At 73.6% G+C, this 15,539-nt stretch carries 17 protein-coding genes and 1 pseudogene; 9 read left to right on the forward strand and 9 right to left on the reverse strand.

Going from position 1 to position 15,539, the window contains the following annotated elements; all coding sequences use genetic code 11:
* The first annotated feature begins 20 nt into the window (after positions 1-20).
* Positions 21-917 (forward strand): LysR family transcriptional regulator, encoded by an 897-nt coding sequence (locus tag QBL21_RS34175; RefSeq protein ID WP_407566090.1) that lies wholly within the window; start codon positions 21-23, stop codon positions 915-917.
* Positions 918-1,018: 101 nt separating this feature from the next.
* Here QBL21_RS34175 and QBL21_RS34180 read toward each other — a convergent pair whose 3' ends face one another.
* Entirely contained in the window at positions 1,019-2,485 is a 1,467-nt protein-coding gene (locus QBL21_RS34180; protein ID WP_407566091.1) for an MFS transporter, read from the reverse strand.
* A 93-nt stretch (positions 2,486-2,578) separates the two neighbouring features.
* On the opposite strand from QBL21_RS34180, the gene QBL21_RS34185 reads away from it, so the two are divergent.
* Positions 2,579-2,983, forward strand: coding sequence for a MarR family winged helix-turn-helix transcriptional regulator (locus tag QBL21_RS34185; protein ID WP_407566658.1), 405 nt, complete (start codon positions 2,579-2,581; stop codon positions 2,981-2,983).
* Positions 2,984-3,018: 35 nt separating this feature from the next.
* On the opposite strand, the gene QBL21_RS34190 is transcribed toward QBL21_RS34185, so the two are convergent.
* Positions 3,019-4,002, reverse strand: a complete 984-nt coding sequence (locus QBL21_RS34190; RefSeq protein WP_407566092.1) for a LuxR C-terminal-related transcriptional regulator — start codon at positions 4,000-4,002, stop codon at positions 3,019-3,021.
* A 75-nt stretch (positions 4,003-4,077) separates the two neighbouring features.
* Here QBL21_RS34190 and QBL21_RS34195 point away from each other — a divergent pair, with 75 nt between their 5' ends.
* The gene (locus QBL21_RS34195) at positions 4,078-5,349 is read left to right on the forward strand and encodes a WD40/YVTN/BNR-like repeat-containing protein (RefSeq protein ID WP_407566093.1); all 1,272 of its coding nucleotides are present in this window, start codon (positions 4,078-4,080) and stop codon (positions 5,347-5,349) included.
* Positions 5,350-5,445: 96 nt separating this feature from the next.
* On the opposite strand, the gene QBL21_RS34200 is transcribed toward QBL21_RS34195, so the two are convergent.
* Both QBL21_RS34200 and QBL21_RS34205 read right to left on the reverse strand, forming a co-directional pair.
* Complete coding sequence (locus QBL21_RS34200; RefSeq protein WP_407566094.1) at positions 5,446-6,738, reverse strand: MFS transporter; 1,293 nt, start codon at positions 6,736-6,738, stop codon at positions 5,446-5,448.
* Between the two features lie 133 nt (positions 6,739-6,871).
* The gene (locus tag QBL21_RS34205) at positions 6,872-7,786 is read right to left on the reverse strand and encodes an aminoglycoside phosphotransferase family protein (RefSeq protein ID WP_407566659.1); all 915 of its coding nucleotides are present in this window, start codon (positions 7,784-7,786) and stop codon (positions 6,872-6,874) included.
* 69 nt (positions 7,787-7,855) lie between these two features.
* Between QBL21_RS34205 and QBL21_RS34210 the strand changes: the two genes are divergently transcribed.
* Entirely contained in the window at positions 7,856-8,461 is a 606-nt protein-coding gene (locus tag QBL21_RS34210) for a TetR/AcrR family transcriptional regulator (RefSeq protein ID WP_407566095.1), read from the forward strand.
* A gap of 27 nt (positions 8,462-8,488) precedes the next feature.
* Here the strand turns inward: QBL21_RS34210 and QBL21_RS34215 are convergent, their stop codons facing one another.
* Positions 8,489-8,890: a winged helix-turn-helix transcriptional regulator gene (locus QBL21_RS34215; RefSeq protein WP_407566096.1), complete on the reverse strand. Its 402-nt coding sequence runs from the start codon at positions 8,888-8,890 to the stop codon at positions 8,489-8,491.
* Between the two features lie 105 nt (positions 8,891-8,995).
* Between QBL21_RS34215 and QBL21_RS34220 the strand changes: the two genes are divergently transcribed.
* Complete coding sequence (locus tag QBL21_RS34220; RefSeq protein WP_407566097.1) at positions 8,996-9,841, forward strand: SDR family oxidoreductase; 846 nt, start codon at positions 8,996-8,998, stop codon at positions 9,839-9,841.
* Between the two features lie 7 nt (positions 9,842-9,848).
* Here the strand turns inward: QBL21_RS34220 and QBL21_RS34225 are convergent, their stop codons facing one another.
* Both QBL21_RS34225 and QBL21_RS34230 read right to left on the reverse strand, forming a co-directional pair.
* Positions 9,849-10,730 (reverse strand): GNAT family N-acetyltransferase, encoded by an 882-nt coding sequence (locus tag QBL21_RS34225; RefSeq protein ID WP_407566098.1) that lies wholly within the window; start codon positions 10,728-10,730, stop codon positions 9,849-9,851.
* Between the two features lie 64 nt (positions 10,731-10,794).
* On the reverse strand, positions 10,795-10,995 hold the full coding sequence (locus QBL21_RS34230; RefSeq protein ID WP_407566099.1) for a hypothetical protein: 201 nt from the start codon (positions 10,993-10,995) through the stop codon (positions 10,795-10,797).
* 146 nt (positions 10,996-11,141) lie between these two features.
* On the opposite strand from QBL21_RS34230, the pseudogene QBL21_RS34235 reads away from it, so the two are divergent.
* A pseudogene (locus QBL21_RS34235) lies at positions 11,142-11,360 on the forward strand (NAD-dependent epimerase/dehydratase family protein); the annotation flags it as partial.
* A gap of 67 nt (positions 11,361-11,427) precedes the next feature.
* Positions 11,428-11,565: a DUF397 domain-containing protein gene (locus QBL21_RS34240; RefSeq protein ID WP_407566660.1), complete on the forward strand. Its 138-nt coding sequence runs from the start codon at positions 11,428-11,430 to the stop codon at positions 11,563-11,565.
* 98 nt (positions 11,566-11,663) lie between these two features.
* Here the strand turns inward: QBL21_RS34240 and QBL21_RS34245 are convergent, their stop codons facing one another.
* Complete coding sequence (locus QBL21_RS34245) at positions 11,664-11,861, reverse strand: hypothetical protein (RefSeq protein WP_407566100.1); 198 nt, start codon at positions 11,859-11,861, stop codon at positions 11,664-11,666.
* A gap of 41 nt (positions 11,862-11,902) precedes the next feature.
* On the reverse strand, positions 11,903-12,226 hold the full coding sequence (locus QBL21_RS34250) for a DUF6247 family protein (protein WP_407566101.1): 324 nt from the start codon (positions 12,224-12,226) through the stop codon (positions 11,903-11,905).
* A gap of 216 nt (positions 12,227-12,442) precedes the next feature.
* Here QBL21_RS34250 and QBL21_RS34255 point away from each other — a divergent pair, with 216 nt between their 5' ends.
* The gene (locus tag QBL21_RS34255) at positions 12,443-14,167 is read left to right on the forward strand and encodes an SPFH domain-containing protein (protein WP_407566102.1); all 1,725 of its coding nucleotides are present in this window, start codon (positions 12,443-12,445) and stop codon (positions 14,165-14,167) included.
* The gene (locus QBL21_RS34260; protein WP_407566103.1) at positions 14,164-15,516 is read left to right on the forward strand and encodes an SPFH domain-containing protein; all 1,353 of its coding nucleotides are present in this window, start codon (positions 14,164-14,166) and stop codon (positions 15,514-15,516) included. The genes QBL21_RS34255 and QBL21_RS34260 overlap by 4 nt, the downstream gene beginning before the upstream one ends.
* Positions 15,517-15,539 lie beyond the last annotated feature (23 nt).

Here is a 15,539-nt window from a genome sequence, read left to right on the forward strand (position 1 = left end):
CTCGTATCACGATGGATCGCATGGAGCTGCAACAACTGCGCTACGTCGTCGCCGTCGCGGACACCGGCGGGTTCACCCGGGCCGCCGAGCGCTGCCACGTCGTCCAGTCGGCGCTGAGCCACCAGATCGGCAAGCTCGAACGGGAGCTGGGCGCCCGGCTGTTCGACCGGACGAGCCGGCAGGTCCGCCCCACCCGCGCCGGCGAGGCGTTCCTGCCCGCCGCCCGCGCGACCCTCGCGGCGGCGGAGCGGGCCCGCGCGGAGGTCGCGGCGGCGACGGGGGAGGTGCGCGGGCGCCTCGCGATCGGGACGATCCCCACGGTGGCGGCGGTGGACCTGCCCGCGGCGCTGCGGGAGTTCCACGACGCGTACCCGCAGGTGCGGATCAGCCTGGCGGTGGGGGCGAGCGAGAAGCTGGTGCGGGCGGTCGCGGAGGGCACGTACGACCTGGCGCTGCTCGGGGTGCCGGCGGGCTTTCGCGCGCAGAAGGTCCGCGAGCGGGTCCTGGTACGGGACCGGCACCTGGCCGTCGTGCCGCCGGACCACCCGCTGGCGGACGCCGGCTGGACGGATCTGGCGCGGCTTGCGGAGGAGACGTTCGTCGACTTCGAGGCGGGCACGGCGGCGCGGGCGCAGTCGGAGGAGGCGTTCGCGGCGGCGGGGCTGCGGCGGACGGTGGGCTTCGAGGTGTCCTCTATGGACTTCATGGCGGACCTGGTCCGCGCGGGCCTGGGCGTGGCCCTGCTGCCGAGCACCTTCGCGCCGCGCCTCACGGGCCTGGCCACGGTGCGGGTCGCGGGCGGCCCGACCCGGGAGGAGCGCCTGGTCTGGCCGCGGACCCGGCCGTCCCCGGCGGCGGCGGCGTTCCTCCACAGCCTGGGGGTGGACCCGGACGAACAGGACGACCCGGCCCCGTAGCTCCCCCGCCCCCGTACCCCCGTGCCCGCGTACGTGCGGACCCGGGCCTGCCCGGCCCGGGTCCGCATACCCCCGATTCCCCGTGGTTCCGACGACTGTGGTCAGTCGGCCGCGTAGACGAACTCGCGGTCCTCCACCGGCTTCGGCTCCTGCTCCGGCCGGCGCGTCCCGCGCAGGCCGGACAGGGCGATGACCAGGCCGACCACCGCCATGGCGGCGACCACGTACAGCGCCGGGTCGAAGCCGTTCAGCAGCGCCCCCGAGCCGGTCTCGCCCTCGGCGTTCGCGGTCAGCACGGCCGTCACGATCGCCAGCCCGATCGCCCCGCCCACCTGGAGCGAGGTGTTCAGCAGCCCGCCCGCGAGTCCCTGCTCGTGGTCCGGGATGCCCGCGGTGCCCTGGATGTTGAACGACGCGAACGCCAGCATGAAGCCGAGGCCCAGCAGCACCATGCTCGGCAGCGTGCCGACCAGGTACGGCGCGTCCCGGTCGATGGCGAGGAACAGCACGTACGCCAGCAGGTGCGCCACCACGCCGCCCGCGATGGTGCGCGTGGTGCCGACCCGGGCGATCACCGCGTCCATCCGCGGCGAACCGAACGCGACGATCAGCGCCGCCGGCAGGAAGCCGAGCGCCGTCTCCATCGCCGACCAGCCCAGCACGGACTGGAGGTACTGCATCACCAGGAACTGGAAGCCCAGGTAGCCGCCGAAGAACACCGCGGCGCCGAGGTTCGCGCGGGCCAGCGGCCCGGAGCGCAGGATGCCCAGGCGGATCAGCGGGTGCTTGCTGCGCCGCTCGATGGCGAGGAACGCGGCCAGCAGCACCGCGGCCACGGCGAACTGGAGGAGCGTGCGGGACGCGCCCCAGCCCACCTCGGGCGCCTCGACGACGGTGTAGACGAGCAGCAGCATCGCGCCGACGCCCGTCACCGCGCCGGGGAGGTCGTAGCCGCCGGTACGCTCCGGCCGCCCTTCCTTCGGCAGCACGCGGAAGGCCGCGACGAGCGCGATCAGGGCGATGGGGAACGGCAGGAAGAATGTCCAGCGCCAGCCGACCTCGGTCAGCAGGCCGGAGAAGACGAGCCCCGCGCTGTAGCCGCTGGCACCGAAGACGGCGAAGATCCCGAGCGCCTTGTTGCGGGCCGGGCCCTCGGCGAAGGTCGTGGTGATGATCGAGAGCGCGGCGGGCGCGGTGAACGCCGCGGAGACGCCCTTCAGCAGCCGGGTCGCGATCAGCAGCCCACCGTCGTCGACCAGCCCGCCGAGCAGCGAGGTGACGGCGAAGACCGCGACGGCGACGAGGAACACCCGGCGCCGGCCGAGGAGGTCGGCGGTCCGGCCGCCGAGGAGGAGCAGACCGCCGTAGGTGAGGACGTACCCGCTGACGACCCATTGGAGGGTGCTGGTGGACAGCCCGAGGTCGGCCTGGATGGAGGGGAGGGCGACCCCCACCATCGACACGTCGAGAGCGTCGAGGCCGACCACGAGGGAGACGGTCAGCAGGATGCCCCACAGGCGGGCGTCCCACTTCGTCGAAGTCGTGGACAGATGTGCGGAAGAGCTCATGGGGGACGACACTACATGCAGAGACATCTAATGCCAACGCATTTAATGAAGTCGCATTAGGTTCACGCGCATGTTACCTTGGACGACGTGAGCGTGAGCGACGTCGGCGCCGAACGCGCCCTGGTGGACCGCTGGCACGGCCTCCTGGCCTGTCACGCGGCGGTGTGGAGCGCGCTGGAGCGCGAGTTGCAGAGCAGGCACGGCATCGGCGTCAGCGAGTTCGAGGCCCTGGAGGGCCTGGCGAACTGCGGCCACGACAAGTGCCGCGCGGCCGAGCTGGCCGGCACGGTACACCTGAGCCAGAGCGCGACGTCGCGGCTGACCGCCCGGCTGGAGCGCGCGGGCCTCGTCCAGCGGGCCATGTGCGACGTGGACCGGCGGGGCATCTTCGTCCTGCTGACGGAGAAGGGCCGGCGGCTGTACGAGGACGCCAGGCCGACGCACCGCGAGGTGCTGGAGCAGGCGCTGCCGGACGCGCCACCGCCCGCCGGCATCTAGCGCTCCCCCGCCCTCCTCAAGTAGCTGACGCTACGTCAGGTATCCACCGCGCCGTCGCGCGCGGCCTGAAGCCCCGCCTGGAAGCGGGTCCGGGCCCCGAGGCGCTGCATCAGCGCACTGACCCGGCGGTTGAGGGTACGGGCGCTCACCCCCAGGCGCCGCGCCACCGCCTCGTCCTTCAGCCCGGCGGCGAGCAGCGTGACCAGTTGCCGGTCGGCCGCGGCATCCGTCGCCGGCTCACCCTCGGCCCCGCCGCCGGACCACGGACCGGGCACGGGCACCGCCGCGGCCCACAGCAGCTCGAAGAGCTGCACCAGCGCGTCCAGCAGCGCCCCCTCGTGGATGACGAAGGCGCTGTCGACCATCTCGTGGGCCTCGCGGCTGAACGGCAGGATGGCCGTCGAGGCGTCCGCGACGGCCAGCTTGAGCGGCACGTCCGTGTGGACCCGGGCCTGCTCACCGGCCGCGACGACCGCCTCGAAGATGTCGAACGCACCCGGCACCTGAAGCGCCTCGGGCGCGTACAGGCCGCGCACCCGCGCGCCGCGCGCCAGTATCTCCAGCTCCGCCCGGTTCGGCTCGGCGGGCTCCTGCGCGTACGGCGGACGGTCCAGGACCAGCAACTCGCTGCGCACCGACCGCTGGAGCCGGTCGAAGCGCGCCGCGACCGAGCCGCGGCCGAAGAGGATCTCCACCTGGTCCTCGGGGCGGTGCCGCCGCTCGACCGGAAGGTCGGCGAGCAGCGCGGTGGCCGCCGTACGGGCCACGGAGACCTGGTCCTGCCAGCGGACCGTGAGCTGGTCGACCGCCGCGTCCGGCCGGGTCGCGACCAGCCGGACCGGGGCGCCGGGCAGCAGCGTCACCAGGCCCAGCTCCGTGAGCCGGTCGATCGCCGGGGCGGTCTCGGCCTCCGTACGCCCGGCCGCCGCGGCCAGTCCCGCGAGGTCGACGGGCGGTTGGCGGAGCAGCAGGCGGTACAGGGCCTCGTCGGACGCGAGGACGCCGAACGGTTCGAACATGTGACGTGGAGCCCCCCGGGCACGTATCGGATATGTCCCGCCTGGTGGGGGCAGAGCGAGCGGCGCATGCGCGCCATGGCGTCCGTTCGCCAGCCGAAGCACGTGGACATCCAGACGATCACGGTACTTCCTGGTGAGGACAACGTCATCGAGGAGGAGATCCGGGTGAGACCCCTTCACCGCGCGATTACCACCGTGGCCACCGGTGCGGCGCTCGTCGCGAGCCTGTTCACGGCCGCCGCCCCGGCACACGCCGCCAAGCACCCCGGGCACTGGGAATCACCGAAGTGCGCACGGGTCGTCAGCGACGGCTCGCTCACCCACACCCGGGACGGCGGCGCCACCTTCGCCCCGACCACCACCGCCGAACGCCCGCCGTACTACCAGTTGGTGACGGGCCTGGAGCCCCTCGCCACCCGCAACCGGCTGCTGGCCACCGACATCAACGGCCGGGTGACCCGGTCCACCGACTCCGGCTGCCGCTGGCGCACCATCGCCACGCTCGGCAACGGCCACTGGTTCGTCTCTCCGGCGCGCGACGGCAGCGCCTACGTCTGGGAGCTGCGCGGCGAGCGCGTCTACCGGGTCTACGGCACCAAGGTCGTCAAAATGCCGGCCTTCGACGGCGAGCGGCTCGGCGGCCTCTACGGCCTGACCGCCCACCCGCGCCACCCCGGCCACCTGCGGGCCGTCACCGACGAGGGCCGGGTGCTGGACTCCCGGAACGGCGGGCGCTCCTTCCGCCCCGTCGGCACACCCGTCCCGCTGGACGACGTCGGCCCGCACACCATGTTCTACGACGCGAAGGTCTCCACCGCCGACCTCGACCGCATCGTCGTCGGGGTGAGCGACGCCGGCGGCTTCACCAGCAACGACGGCGGGCGCACCTGGCGCCGCGCCAAGCTCGGCGCCGCGGGCGACAAGGTCAACGGCTTCTCGATGGCGATCTCCCCCGTCGACCCGCGCGTCGTCTACGCGAAGGGGCTCAACGTCACCGAGCTGGAGGCGGGCGACAGCGGCCGGCACCTCTACCGCTCCACCGACGGCGGCCGGACCTTCCGGGCCGTGGTCGACCAGTTCCAGGACGGGGAGGACGTGGTGATCTACAACGGCGGCTGGATCCGCCCCGACCCGACCGACGCGGACGTCGCCTACTTCGAGTACGGCGACCAGTGGACCGGCACCAACCTCTACCGCCACGACGCGGGCAGCGGGAAGCTGACGATCCGGCACTCGGGCCACCACGGCATCGGCGCGCTCGCCGTCAGCCCGGCCGACCCGAAGGTGCTGCACGCCGGCCTGACGTCGGTCCCCGGCCACGCGCCGCGGTCGGGGGACGGCGCGTAGCGGCGTCGGGGACCGGGGCGCCGGACGCCCTCGCCTCCGGTCCCCGCCGCCGTCGCCATCCGCCGTCCGCCATCCGCCGTCCGCCGTGGGCGCGCCCTACGCCCCGCCGCGCTTCCGCCGGCGCAGAAGCAGCGGCGCGACGACCAGATACGGCAGCGCGCACACCGCGAACGCCGCCCCGTGCCCGAGCCCCCCCGCCGAGCCGAGCAGGCCGTACGCACCGTAGACGGCGATCGTCCCCAGGTCCGTACCGACGCCGGCCAGCGAGGTCAGGGTCGCCCGGGCCGGGCCGGTGATCCGCTCCTGGAGCCGGGCCTCCGCCAGCACGGTCGCCACCTGGAACCCGCCGAAGGCGACACCCACCAGCGCGATCCCCGCGACCGTACCCAGCAGCCCGCCCGCGGCCAGCGCGACGGCGGACCCGGCGAGCAGCGCGGCGAGCACCCCCGCCGGCGTCCGCCCGGCCCGCCCCCGCTCCTCGACCCGGCCGGCCAGCAGCCCGCCGGCGGCGGCGCCGGCCCAGACGAGCAGCAGGTACAGCGGCACGGCGGGGTCGGCGACGCCGGACTCGCGGACGAGGTAGGGGGTGTACTCGTCGAGGGAACCCCAGACGGCGGCGACGGCGGGAACGAGGAGGACGGCGCCGCGGACGGAGGGCCCGGCCCGCAGCTCGGCGAAGCCGGCCCGCAGGGTGCCGCCCAGACCGAGGTCACCGGCCTCGGGGCCGGCCGGACCGTCGCCGGGCTCGGGGCCGCCGCAGGGAGCGGACTCGCCGCAACCGGAGCCACCGGGCGTGGAGCCACCCGGCTCGGGCCCGCCCGGACCGCCGTCCCCGCCCCGCTCGTCCGCACGGAGGCCCCCGCCCCCGTCCCGTACGACGTCATCCGCACCGCCGCCCGCACCCGCCCGGTGCTCGGGAAACCGCGTCGCCACCGCCGCGCCCGCCAGGCACGCCGCGACGCTCGCCGCCCCCACCGCCGCGTAGCCGCCCGCCGCGAACACCGGCGCCGCCACCGCCATCGACGCCATCACGCCCACCGTGCCCGCCGCGCGGGACCGCCCCAGCACGCGCGCGTACCGGTCCGCCGCGCCCGCCCGGCCCAACTCCTCGTAGACCAGCGCCTCCAGCGCCCCCGACGCGAACGCGCCCTTCGCGCCCCACAGCACGAACCCCGCCGCGAACGCCCCGTACGACGGCGCCAGCACCCACAGCGCGAACCCGGCACCCGTCAGCAGCGGCCCCGCGCACAGCAGCAGCTTGCGGGAGAACGCGTCGGCCCAGGCCCCGGAGGGGACTTCGAGCAGGACGGACGTCAGCGACCAGATGACGAAGAGCGAGGAGACCTGCCAGAGCGACAGCCCGTGGTCGGCGAAGAGCAGCGCGTACACCGGGTAGAGCAGGACGAAGTCGTCCAGGAAGGCGTACGCGTAAAGGCAGGCGGCCAGCCGCCGCCCCGAAGGTGCACCGGGAGATGCGCCGGTACCGCGGGTGAATCAATGTCGCCAGGTCATGGGCACCATCCTACCCATCCGCCAGCACCTGGTCGATGACGAACCTCGAACTGGCGACCATGACCGGGTTGGTGTGCCGGTAGTACGGGAGCTGGATCAGCGAGATCGACAGCGCCCAGCCGCGCCCGCGCGCCCACGCGGCCTCCTCGTCGCCGGCACCGCCGCCGCCTGCGACGGCGGCGCGGAACGCCTCGCGCGCGGGGCCGGTGAAGAGGTTCCACGCGGCGATCAGGTCGACGGCGGGTTCGCCGAGGCCCATGCAGCCGAAGTCGATGACGCCGCCGAGGCGGCCGTCGTCGGTGACCAGGATGTTGCCGGGGGACAGGTCGGCGTGCAGCCACACCGGCGGCCCGGTGTGCGCGGGCGCACGCAGGGCGGTCTCCCAGGCGGCGGTGACGGCCGGTACGTCGACCCCGTCGCCGGGGCGGAGCAGCGCGAGGGCGGCGCGGGTCCCCGCGTCGCGGTCGGCCAGGGTCCCGCCGCGGTACGAGGACGGGGCGCCGGCCGGGTCGGCGGCGCGCATGGCGTTGACGAAGACGGCGAGGTCGCCGGCGAGCGGGCCGGGGGCGGCGACGCCGGCGTCGGGCGGCAGGACCGTACCGGGCAGCCAGCGGCAGACGGTCCAGGGCCAGGGGTAGCCGGGGCCGGGCTCGCCCTTGGCGACCGGCTCGGGCACGGGCACGGGCAGCGGCACGGGCAGGCCGGCGGCGAGCCGGGGCAGATGCTCGTACTCCAGATCCACGTCCTTGGCGCCGCCCGGGGTCAGCGGCATCCGTACGGCCAGCTCGTCCCCGAGCCGGAAGACGGCGTTGACGGTGCCGCCGGAGGCGACCCGCTCGACGGGCAGGCCGGCCCACCGCGGGAACTGGGCGGCGATCAGGCGACGTACGAGGCCGGGGCGTATCTCCGCCTCGTCGGCGTGCATCCGGGCAGCAGACATGGCCGCGACCCTACGCCGGTCACCCGCCCGCGCCACACCGTATATTCGGCGGTCATGCGCACCGTCAACCCCGAGCAGCACGCCCGCAAACGGGCCCGCATCCTGGCCGCGGCGGCGGAGGAGTTCGCGGCGAACGGGGTGGACGGGACGTCCACGGCGCGCATCTGCCGCCGCGCGGGCATCGGCTCGGGGACCCTCTTCCACTACTTCCCCACCAAGAAGGCGATCTTCCACGCCCTCTTCGCCGACGACCTGGCCCGTACCGCCGAGATCCGCGAGCGCGCGGTGGCCGCGGAGGACCCCGAGGAGGGCTTCGCCCTCCTCTTCGACCGCCTCACCGCGGACTTCGCCGACCCCCTGGCCCCGGGCCTGATCGCGGCGGCCCTGCTCCAGGCGAGCCGCGACGAGAAGTTCGCGGCCCTGCTGAGCGAGGACGAGGCCGGGACGATGGCGGCGCTGACGACGCTGCTGGACCGCCTGGCGGCCACCGGCCGCCGGCCCGCGTTCCCGCCGGCGCGGACGGCGCGGTGGCTCGTCACCGTGATCGACGCGGCCTACCTGGCGGCCACGGAGGACGGCTTCGACCCCGCCGCGCACGCGGAGGAGCTACGCGAGGTGGCCGGCTGGCTCACGGGCGGCCCGGTAAGAACCCTGCCCTAGCACTCCGTCCTCCCCGGTCCTCCGGCCTCAGCCGCGCGGCGACCCCGCGTCGTCGTAGTGCCGCCGGGCCCGTTCGACATGCTCCAGGTTGGTGTCGGCCCACTCGGCGAGGTGGGCGAAGAGGGGGGCGAGGCTGCGGCCGAGTTCGCTGATCTCGTATTCGACGCGCGGCGGCACCTCGGGGTGGTAGGTGCGCACGACCAGGCCGTCGCGTTCCAACTGGCGCAGTCGCTGGGTGAGCACCTTGGGGGTGATGCTCGTGACGCGCCGCTGCAACTCGACGAACCGCTGGCGGCCGAAGGTGTGGAGGGACCAGAGGATCGGAGTGGTCCAGCGGCTGAACACGATGTCCACGACGGGGGAGACCGGGCAGGCCAGCTCGGGGGCGGTGGTGGCATCGGCCGTCGGCCGGCCCGTCTCGGTCGCCATGATTCTCCCCGCCGAGGTAGTCACTTTCCTCTAGGTACCTACTATACCGAGGTTGCTAGCGTCCCCGTCGTCGCGAGAAAACACGGAAAGACACGGGAGTTGCACATGATCGTGGTGACGGGTGCCACCGGGAACGTCGGACGGCCGCTGGTGCGGGCCATGGCAGAGGCGGGCGAGCGGGTGACCGCGGTGTCGCGGGGGGCCTCCCCGGTGGACCTGCCGACGGGGGTCGGACACGTACGGGCCGACCTGACCGCCCCGGAGACCCTGCGGCCCGCCCTCGACGGCGCCGATGCACTGTTCCTGCACGACGGCGGCGCGGGCGGCCACGGGCTCCGGCCGCGGGACATCCTGGCGGCGGCCGGGGCCGCCGGCGTCCGGCGGGTGGTGCTGCTCTCCTCGCAGGGCGTCGTGACCAGACCCGAGTCGCCGTCGCACGGAGGCGTGATGCGGGCGATCGAGGAAGCGGTGCGCGAGTCGGGCCTTGCCTGGACGATCCTGCGGCCCGGCGGCTTCGCGTCCAACGCCTGCGCCTGGGCGGAGTCGGTACGCGCCGAGCGGACCGTCGCGGCGCCGTTCGGCGGCGTCGGGATCCCGGTGGTCGACCCTGCGGACATCGCGGAGGTCGCGGCCGTGGCCCTGCGCAAGGACGAACACACGGGACACGTCTACGAGTTGAACGGGCCGGCGGCCGTCACGCCCCGGCAGCAGGCCGAGGCGATCGGGCTGGCACTCGGCGAGCCGGTGCGGTTCGTGGAGCTGACCCGCGCCGAGGCACACGCGCGGATGGCCGCGTTCATGCCAAAGCCGGTCATCGAGACCACGCTGGCCGTCCTCGGCGAGCCCAACGCAGCCGAGCTGCGGCTCAGCCCGGACGTCGAGCGGATACTGGGCCGCGCCCCCCGGCCCTTCACCGAGTGGGCCCGCCGCAACGTCGAAGCCTTCCGGTAACGATCCGCTACGCCGCGGGGGAAGAGGCGCCGCGGCGCAGGTCCAGCAGATCCGGCAGTTGCCGCATCCCGGCCGAGCGGTACGTGGCGACGGCGGCCGTGTTCGAACCGAGCGTGTCCACGACGACGCTGGACGCACCCATCCCCCGCAGCGCGTGCGCCGCCGCGACGGTGATCGCCCGGCCGTAACCGTGGCCGCGGTGGTCCGCGTGCACACCCATCGGCTCGATCATGCCCGGCCTGCCCTCGCCCGCCGACCACACCGTCACGGCGGCCACCGGCTCGCCGCGGTCGTTGCGGGCGAGCAGGCAGCGCGCGTCGGCGTAGGACGCCGCGGCGGCCATCGCGTGCCAGCGCTCGGCGGTGAACGTGGACTTGCCGAACGCCGCCCGCTGGACCGCGGCCCGCTCGGCCGCCTGCTCCGGACCGACCACCTCGACGTGCACACCGGGATCCGGTACGGGTTCGACCAGATCGCGGCGCAGCGGCGTCCAGGGCTCGTCGACCTCCCAGCCGCCCCGCGCCAGCAACTCCCGGACGAGCGCACCGGGCGGCGCGGCCACGTACACCTCGCCCCCGGGCAGCACCCCGCGCCCCGGCACCGACGCGTCCTCGGCCACCTGCCGCGCCAACTCCCCGTCCTCCAGCGCCCCCGGCGCGACCCCCAGCCGCAGCAACCCGGGCCCGTCCAGCAACCCGACCGCCAGCACCTCCCCGCCCCGGCTCCACGTCCGCACGGCCGCGGCCGTGGCCTCCGCCCCGAACCGCCGAAACCACCCGAGATCCCCGGGATGAAGCTGCACGTGCCCGTCGTCGTCCTGCCAAGCACCCAACACCCGACCGACACCCTCAAGCCCACCAACCGCGGGCACACCCAAAGAGACCCTCATCCCCCGATCCCACACCGCCCCGCCCCCAGCCGCACCCGAATTCCGGGTCGGGCGGCGATGGAGGTCATGTCCCAGCGAGGCGTTCACGGACGTACTCGCGCAACTCGACGAGGGGTCGCTCGGTGCGCTCGTCCAAGCCGTCGATGAGGTTGGTGACGAGGTCGACGCAGCGGGCGGCCCCTGTGTCGAGTGCCCTGTCCAGGGCGGCTCGGGCGTTGGCGGCGGCGGCCGGGGCGTTGCGGGTGCGGAGTTGCGCCTTCGGCACGGTACGTCAGGAAGACCGCTGTGGTGCGGGCGCGGCGGGGGTCGACCCGACCCAGTCCGTCGTCGATCGCCGCGCTGGCCCGGACCGGGTCGCCGAGGTCGAGCCAGCAGCGCCCGGCGTCGGCGTTGACGTCCGCGGTCGCGCACCAGACAGCCCTGACCCTGGGCAGCGGAAACGACTCATACGCGATCGTCCGCTACTTCTCCGTCTACGGCGAGCCGCAGGTGGTGAAGGAGAACAGCCACAGTTGGGCGGTGGCCTGGTTCACCATGCGGGCTGCGCTGGGCCTGCCGCTGCACCTCAACGGGGGCGGGATGCAGGTACGGGACTTCGTGCACGTCGACGACATCGCCGACGCCACGCTGACGCACCGACCTGAGCACCGCTACCTGGCGCAAGTCCTCGTACAGCAACCAGGACGGCGGCGAGTGCATCGAGGTCTGCGACGACTTCCCCGCTGTCGTCCCCGTCCGTGACAGCAAGGACCCCCACGGCCCCGTGCTGCTCTTCGAACCCGCCGCCGGGGCGGCGTTCGTCGGCTCCGTCAAGGGCGGCGAGTTCTCCGCGTAGAGAACCTCAGCGGGACTGGAGGGGGTCCAGGGCCACCGCCTGGGCTACGACCAGGCGGCGGTCCAGGGCAGGCGAAGCCCCGGAGGTCACGGGCCAGGTCAGAAGCCGACGACGGCGATCACGTTGATGATCAGGTACCTGTTCGACACGACGTAGGTGATCACACCGCCGGTGAAGGACGCCGACCAGCTATTGTCCCGGTTGCTCTTGGCGTTGTGCCCGTACGGGTTGCCCGCGAGCCTCTTCTCCAGCGCCCCTAACGACGCCCTCTGCTCCGAAGACAGGCTCCGCTTCACCGCCCGCGCCCGGTCCGCGTAGCGGATCGTGTACGTCGCCGTCAGCGCGGGTCGTCCCTCTCCGGGACCCGTTCGTTGTCCGCGGTCCAGGCCCGACCGTCGTCGTCGTAGAACACGATCCCCTCGGTGTCGCCGGTGCCCAGCCGGCGCGCCAGGTCCTCCGCCTCGTCCATGTGCCCCGGAGTCGCGCACGCCACCGCGAACGGGTGCCACCTGTCCAGCACCTCGTCCAGTGCCTGGCCGGAGAAGTCCGTGGCCGCTGCCATCCACTCCTGCTGGAACCCGTGCAGCCACTCCGGCTTGCGCTCCAGCGCACGACGGATGTCCTCCGGTGTACGGGGACACACCACCTGCTTCGTCGTCACCTCGCCCCCTCCCTGCCGGCCACCGCGCCAAGTCGCCGAACCGAGACGGACACGTTTCGGCGTGCGGAACATCCTACGGGGACCGGGCTTTCGCTGCCGGAATCGTGCAATGACCACGTACCCGTGTTGTCACGATCCGCGACTGTCCTTGCGTACTGCTGTACGAAACAGTTGTGATTGCGGAGAGTGATCACGCGACCTGAAGAGGGGGACGATATGGCACGTTCGCGCGCGCAGACCATCAGAAGCGCTGCACAGGCCGTGATGCAGGGGAACGACCCGAGACAGCTCGCCCAGGACGAGTTGCGCCGTCGCGGCGTGCTGCCGGACGGGGAGCAGGGGGGCCACGAGGGCAGGGAAGCCGGCCGGGGCCGGCGCGGGGACGCGCCCCGCGACGACGGGATGGACCCGGCCGACTTCCCCGCCGCCCGCGACCAGGGCGGCAGCCTCGACACCGTCATGAGCCAGCAGTCCGTGCCGCTGGACGAGGCCGGGGAGGTGCTGAACCGCAGCGAGCTGAAGCGCGAGGGCCTGGAGCAGGTGCACGCCATCTGCCCGATGGTGCTGCCGCGCGGGCGCTCGTTCCTCAGCATGCTGCCCGTCTCACTGCTCCTCGTCATCGGCGCCGTCGGCACGATCGCGGTGGCCGCCACCGGCGACTCCGTCGTGACGAACCCGCTGTTCGGCGCCCACTACTGGGTGCTGGCGATCTTCGCCGTCGGGTTCGTGTGGTGGCGGCAGGGCATGGTGATGGTGCCGGACGGGTGTCATGCGCTGATCACCAAGTTCGGCAAGCTGGAGCAGGTCGTCGGCCCCGGCCGGGTGATCCTGCTGAACCCGTGGAAGCGGGTCTCGTACATCCTCAACACCACCCGTGAGTACCCCTTCAACGCGCCCGTACGCGAGGCTCCGACGAAGGGCGGGGTGAAGGCGTCCATCGACCTGTTCATCCAGTTCCGGATCAGCGACCCGGTCGAGTTCGTCTACACCCTCGGCGCCGTGCGCGGCTTCCAGGAGAAGCTGAACAACGCCGTCAGCGAGACGATCCGCAGCCTCATCTACGAGCAGGAGGCCGCCGGCATCTACGACATGGTCGGCGAGGACACCACCCGGCTGCTCGACTCGCTGAACCACCAGTTCCGGCCCGCGGTCGAGCTGACCAACGCCAACATCACCAGCGCCGAGCCCTCCGACCAGCCGTACCGCATGGACCTCGCGGCGCCGGAGATGGTGCGGATGGCCAAGGAGGCGTACACCCACGAGTACTCGCTCCAGCTCCGCAAGGAGCAGGACGAGGGCGACCTGAGCAAGGAACTGGCGACCCGCGAGGAGGAGTTGTCCGCGATCCAGGCGGACATCGCCCAGTACCAGGCCCAGATGGACACCGCCGTCGAGCGCGAGACCAACCGCGCCGAGGCGCTGGCCCGCCAGCGGTACGTCCAGGCCGAGTCCGAGGCGCGGGCCAACGCCGCGCTGCTGGAGGCGCAGGCGCTCGACATCCGCGCGGTGACGACGGCCGAGGCGCCGGAGATCCTGGAGTACCGCTACCAGCAGCAGGTGCTCGACACCCTGGAGCAGGTCGCCGACCACCTGCCGCAGTTGCTGCGCATCGGCGGCCCCGTGGACGGCGCCGGCGGCGGCGCGGGCGTCGACTTCCTGGCGCTCGCCCGGGAGCTGATCGGCGAGCACGGCGCGGACCTCTTCTCGGAGGCCGAGATGGCTGCCGTACGGGAGCGGCTGACCGAGGTCGCGGCGCGGATCGCCGAGCGCGAGCCGGAGATCCGGGCGCTGCGCGAGGCCGAGCGGCCGGCGCCGGTGCCCGCCCCGGCGGGCAGCGGCGAGGCGGGACAGCAACAGACGGTCGGAGTCGGCGCCGGAGTCGGGGCCGCGAACGAGGGTTACGGACACGAGAGCCACGGCCACGAGGAGGCGGGAGCATGAGCACGTCGGCCATGAAGCGCAGGTCGGTCATCTCCGAACTCGTCGCGGCCTGGGGTGACATCCCCCAACTGCTGCGCGGCGGCGAGGCCGGCACCCTGATCCCCGTCATCATCCCGCGCCACCGCCGCCGGCTGTGGTGGATGGTGCCGCTGTGGCTGGCGCTGCTGGCGCTGGCGACGGGCGTCATGTCCGGGCTCCAGAGCGGCAGCGACGACGGCTGGAGCGCCGGCGCGTACGACGCGCTGGCGGCGGCCTCGTACGGCACCGGCGTCTTCCTGCTGATCGTCGGCGTGCTGTGGTGGTGGCGCTCCTCGATCGTGAAGATCGAGCAGGGTACGAACGGCGTCCTCACCCGCTACGGCGCCATCTCCCGCACGCTCGACCCGGGCCGGCACTTCGTCTGGCACCCCTGGTCGCGGGTCGACTTCGTCGTCGACACCGCCACCGAGATCCCCTACTCGGCGCCGGTCATGGCCTGCCCGACGCAGGAGAACGTGCCGCTGCGCTCGATCGAGTTCTTCCTGAAGTTCCGCATCACCGACGCGGTGCTCTTCGTCCGCACCATCGGCGCCGGCAACTTCGACCTCGTACTCTCCAGCGCCGTGCAGGACGCCATCCGCCAGCGCGCCCGCCGGGTGCGTACGGAGCGGGCGTACGACCTGCGCGGCTCGGACGTCGCGGACATGCAGGACCTGCTCAACCGCCAGTTGGCCCGCTACGGCGTACGCATCACCGGCGCCAACATCCCCGACGTCCAACTTCCCACGCAGTACCAGCAGCACCTGGCGACCCGCGAGCGGGTGGCGAAGGAGCGGACCGCGTACGAGCAGGAGTGGGGCCTGACGCGCAAGCGCCGCATCGACAACCTCCAGATGGACATCGAGCGGGCGAAGAAGGCGCGCGACGCGCGGTTCGTCGAGGTCAAGGCCGCGCTGAACCGGGCCCGCGAGGAGGTCGCCCGGCTGCTGGAGCAGCAGGAGACCGAGGCGCAGAAGGTCCGCTTCGAGATCGAGACCCGCGGGCGCAGCGGCCTGATCGCCGCCGAGAACGAGGCGAAGGCGCAGCGGCGGCTGGCGCAGGCGTACCGCGACAACCGCGCGGTGCTCCAGTACGAGCTGGCCAGGCGGCGGCTGGAGGTGGGCGCGGTGCTCGCGGGCAGCGCGCCGCAGCCGACGGTCATCCGCACGGACGGCGGCGGGGGCGGAGACGTCTCCGCGCTCTCGACCCTCCTCACGGCACAGTTGCTCCCCCGGCTGACGGCCGGCTCCGCGGCGGGCGGGCCCGTACCGCCGGCGGGCGGGCTGCTCCGGGCGGTGGCGGCTGAAGGACACGGGGCCGGCGAGGAGTGAGCGGGGCCGTGCGGCGGGCGCGG

This window comes from Streptomyces sp. 184, assembly GCF_045781775.1.
Taxonomy (GTDB): Bacteria; Actinomycetota; Actinomycetes; order Streptomycetales; family Streptomycetaceae; genus Streptomyces.

Bases quoted from the DNA above. Each gene is read 5' to 3' on its own strand.
- QBL21_RS34260 (WP_407566103.1), top strand. From the start codon at position 14,164: ATGAGCACGTCGGCCATGAAGCGCAGGTCGGTCATCTCCGAACTCGTC.
- QBL21_RS34255 (WP_407566102.1), top strand. From the start codon at position 12,443: ATGGCACGTTCGCGCGCGCAGACCATCAGAAGCGCTGCACAGGCCGTG.
- QBL21_RS34210 (WP_407566095.1), top strand. From the start codon at position 7,856: ATGCGCACCGTCAACCCCGAGCAGCACGCCCGCAAACGGGCCCGCATC.
- QBL21_RS34225 (WP_407566098.1), bottom strand. From the start codon at position 10,730: ATGAGGGTCTCTTTGGGTGTGCCCGCGGTTGGTGGGCTTGAGGGTGTC.
- QBL21_RS34190 (WP_407566092.1), bottom strand. From the start codon at position 4,002: ATGTTCGAACCGTTCGGCGTCCTCGCGTCCGACGAGGCCCTGTACCGC.
- QBL21_RS34215 (WP_407566096.1), bottom strand. From the start codon at position 8,890: ATGGCGACCGAGACGGGCCGGCCGACGGCCGATGCCACCACCGCCCCC.
- QBL21_RS34175 (WP_407566090.1), top strand. From the start codon at position 21: ATGGAGCTGCAACAACTGCGCTACGTCGTCGCCGTCGCGGACACCGGC.
- QBL21_RS34205 (WP_407566659.1), bottom strand. From the start codon at position 7,786: ATGCACGCCGACGAGGCGGAGATACGCCCCGGCCTCGTACGTCGCCTG.
- QBL21_RS34220 (WP_407566097.1), top strand. From the start codon at position 8,996: ATGATCGTGGTGACGGGTGCCACCGGGAACGTCGGACGGCCGCTGGTG.
- QBL21_RS34180 (WP_407566091.1), bottom strand. From the start codon at position 2,485: ATGAGCTCTTCCGCACATCTGTCCACGACTTCGACGAAGTGGGACGCC.
- QBL21_RS34195 (WP_407566093.1), top strand. From the start codon at position 4,078: ATGGCGTCCGTTCGCCAGCCGAAGCACGTGGACATCCAGACGATCACG.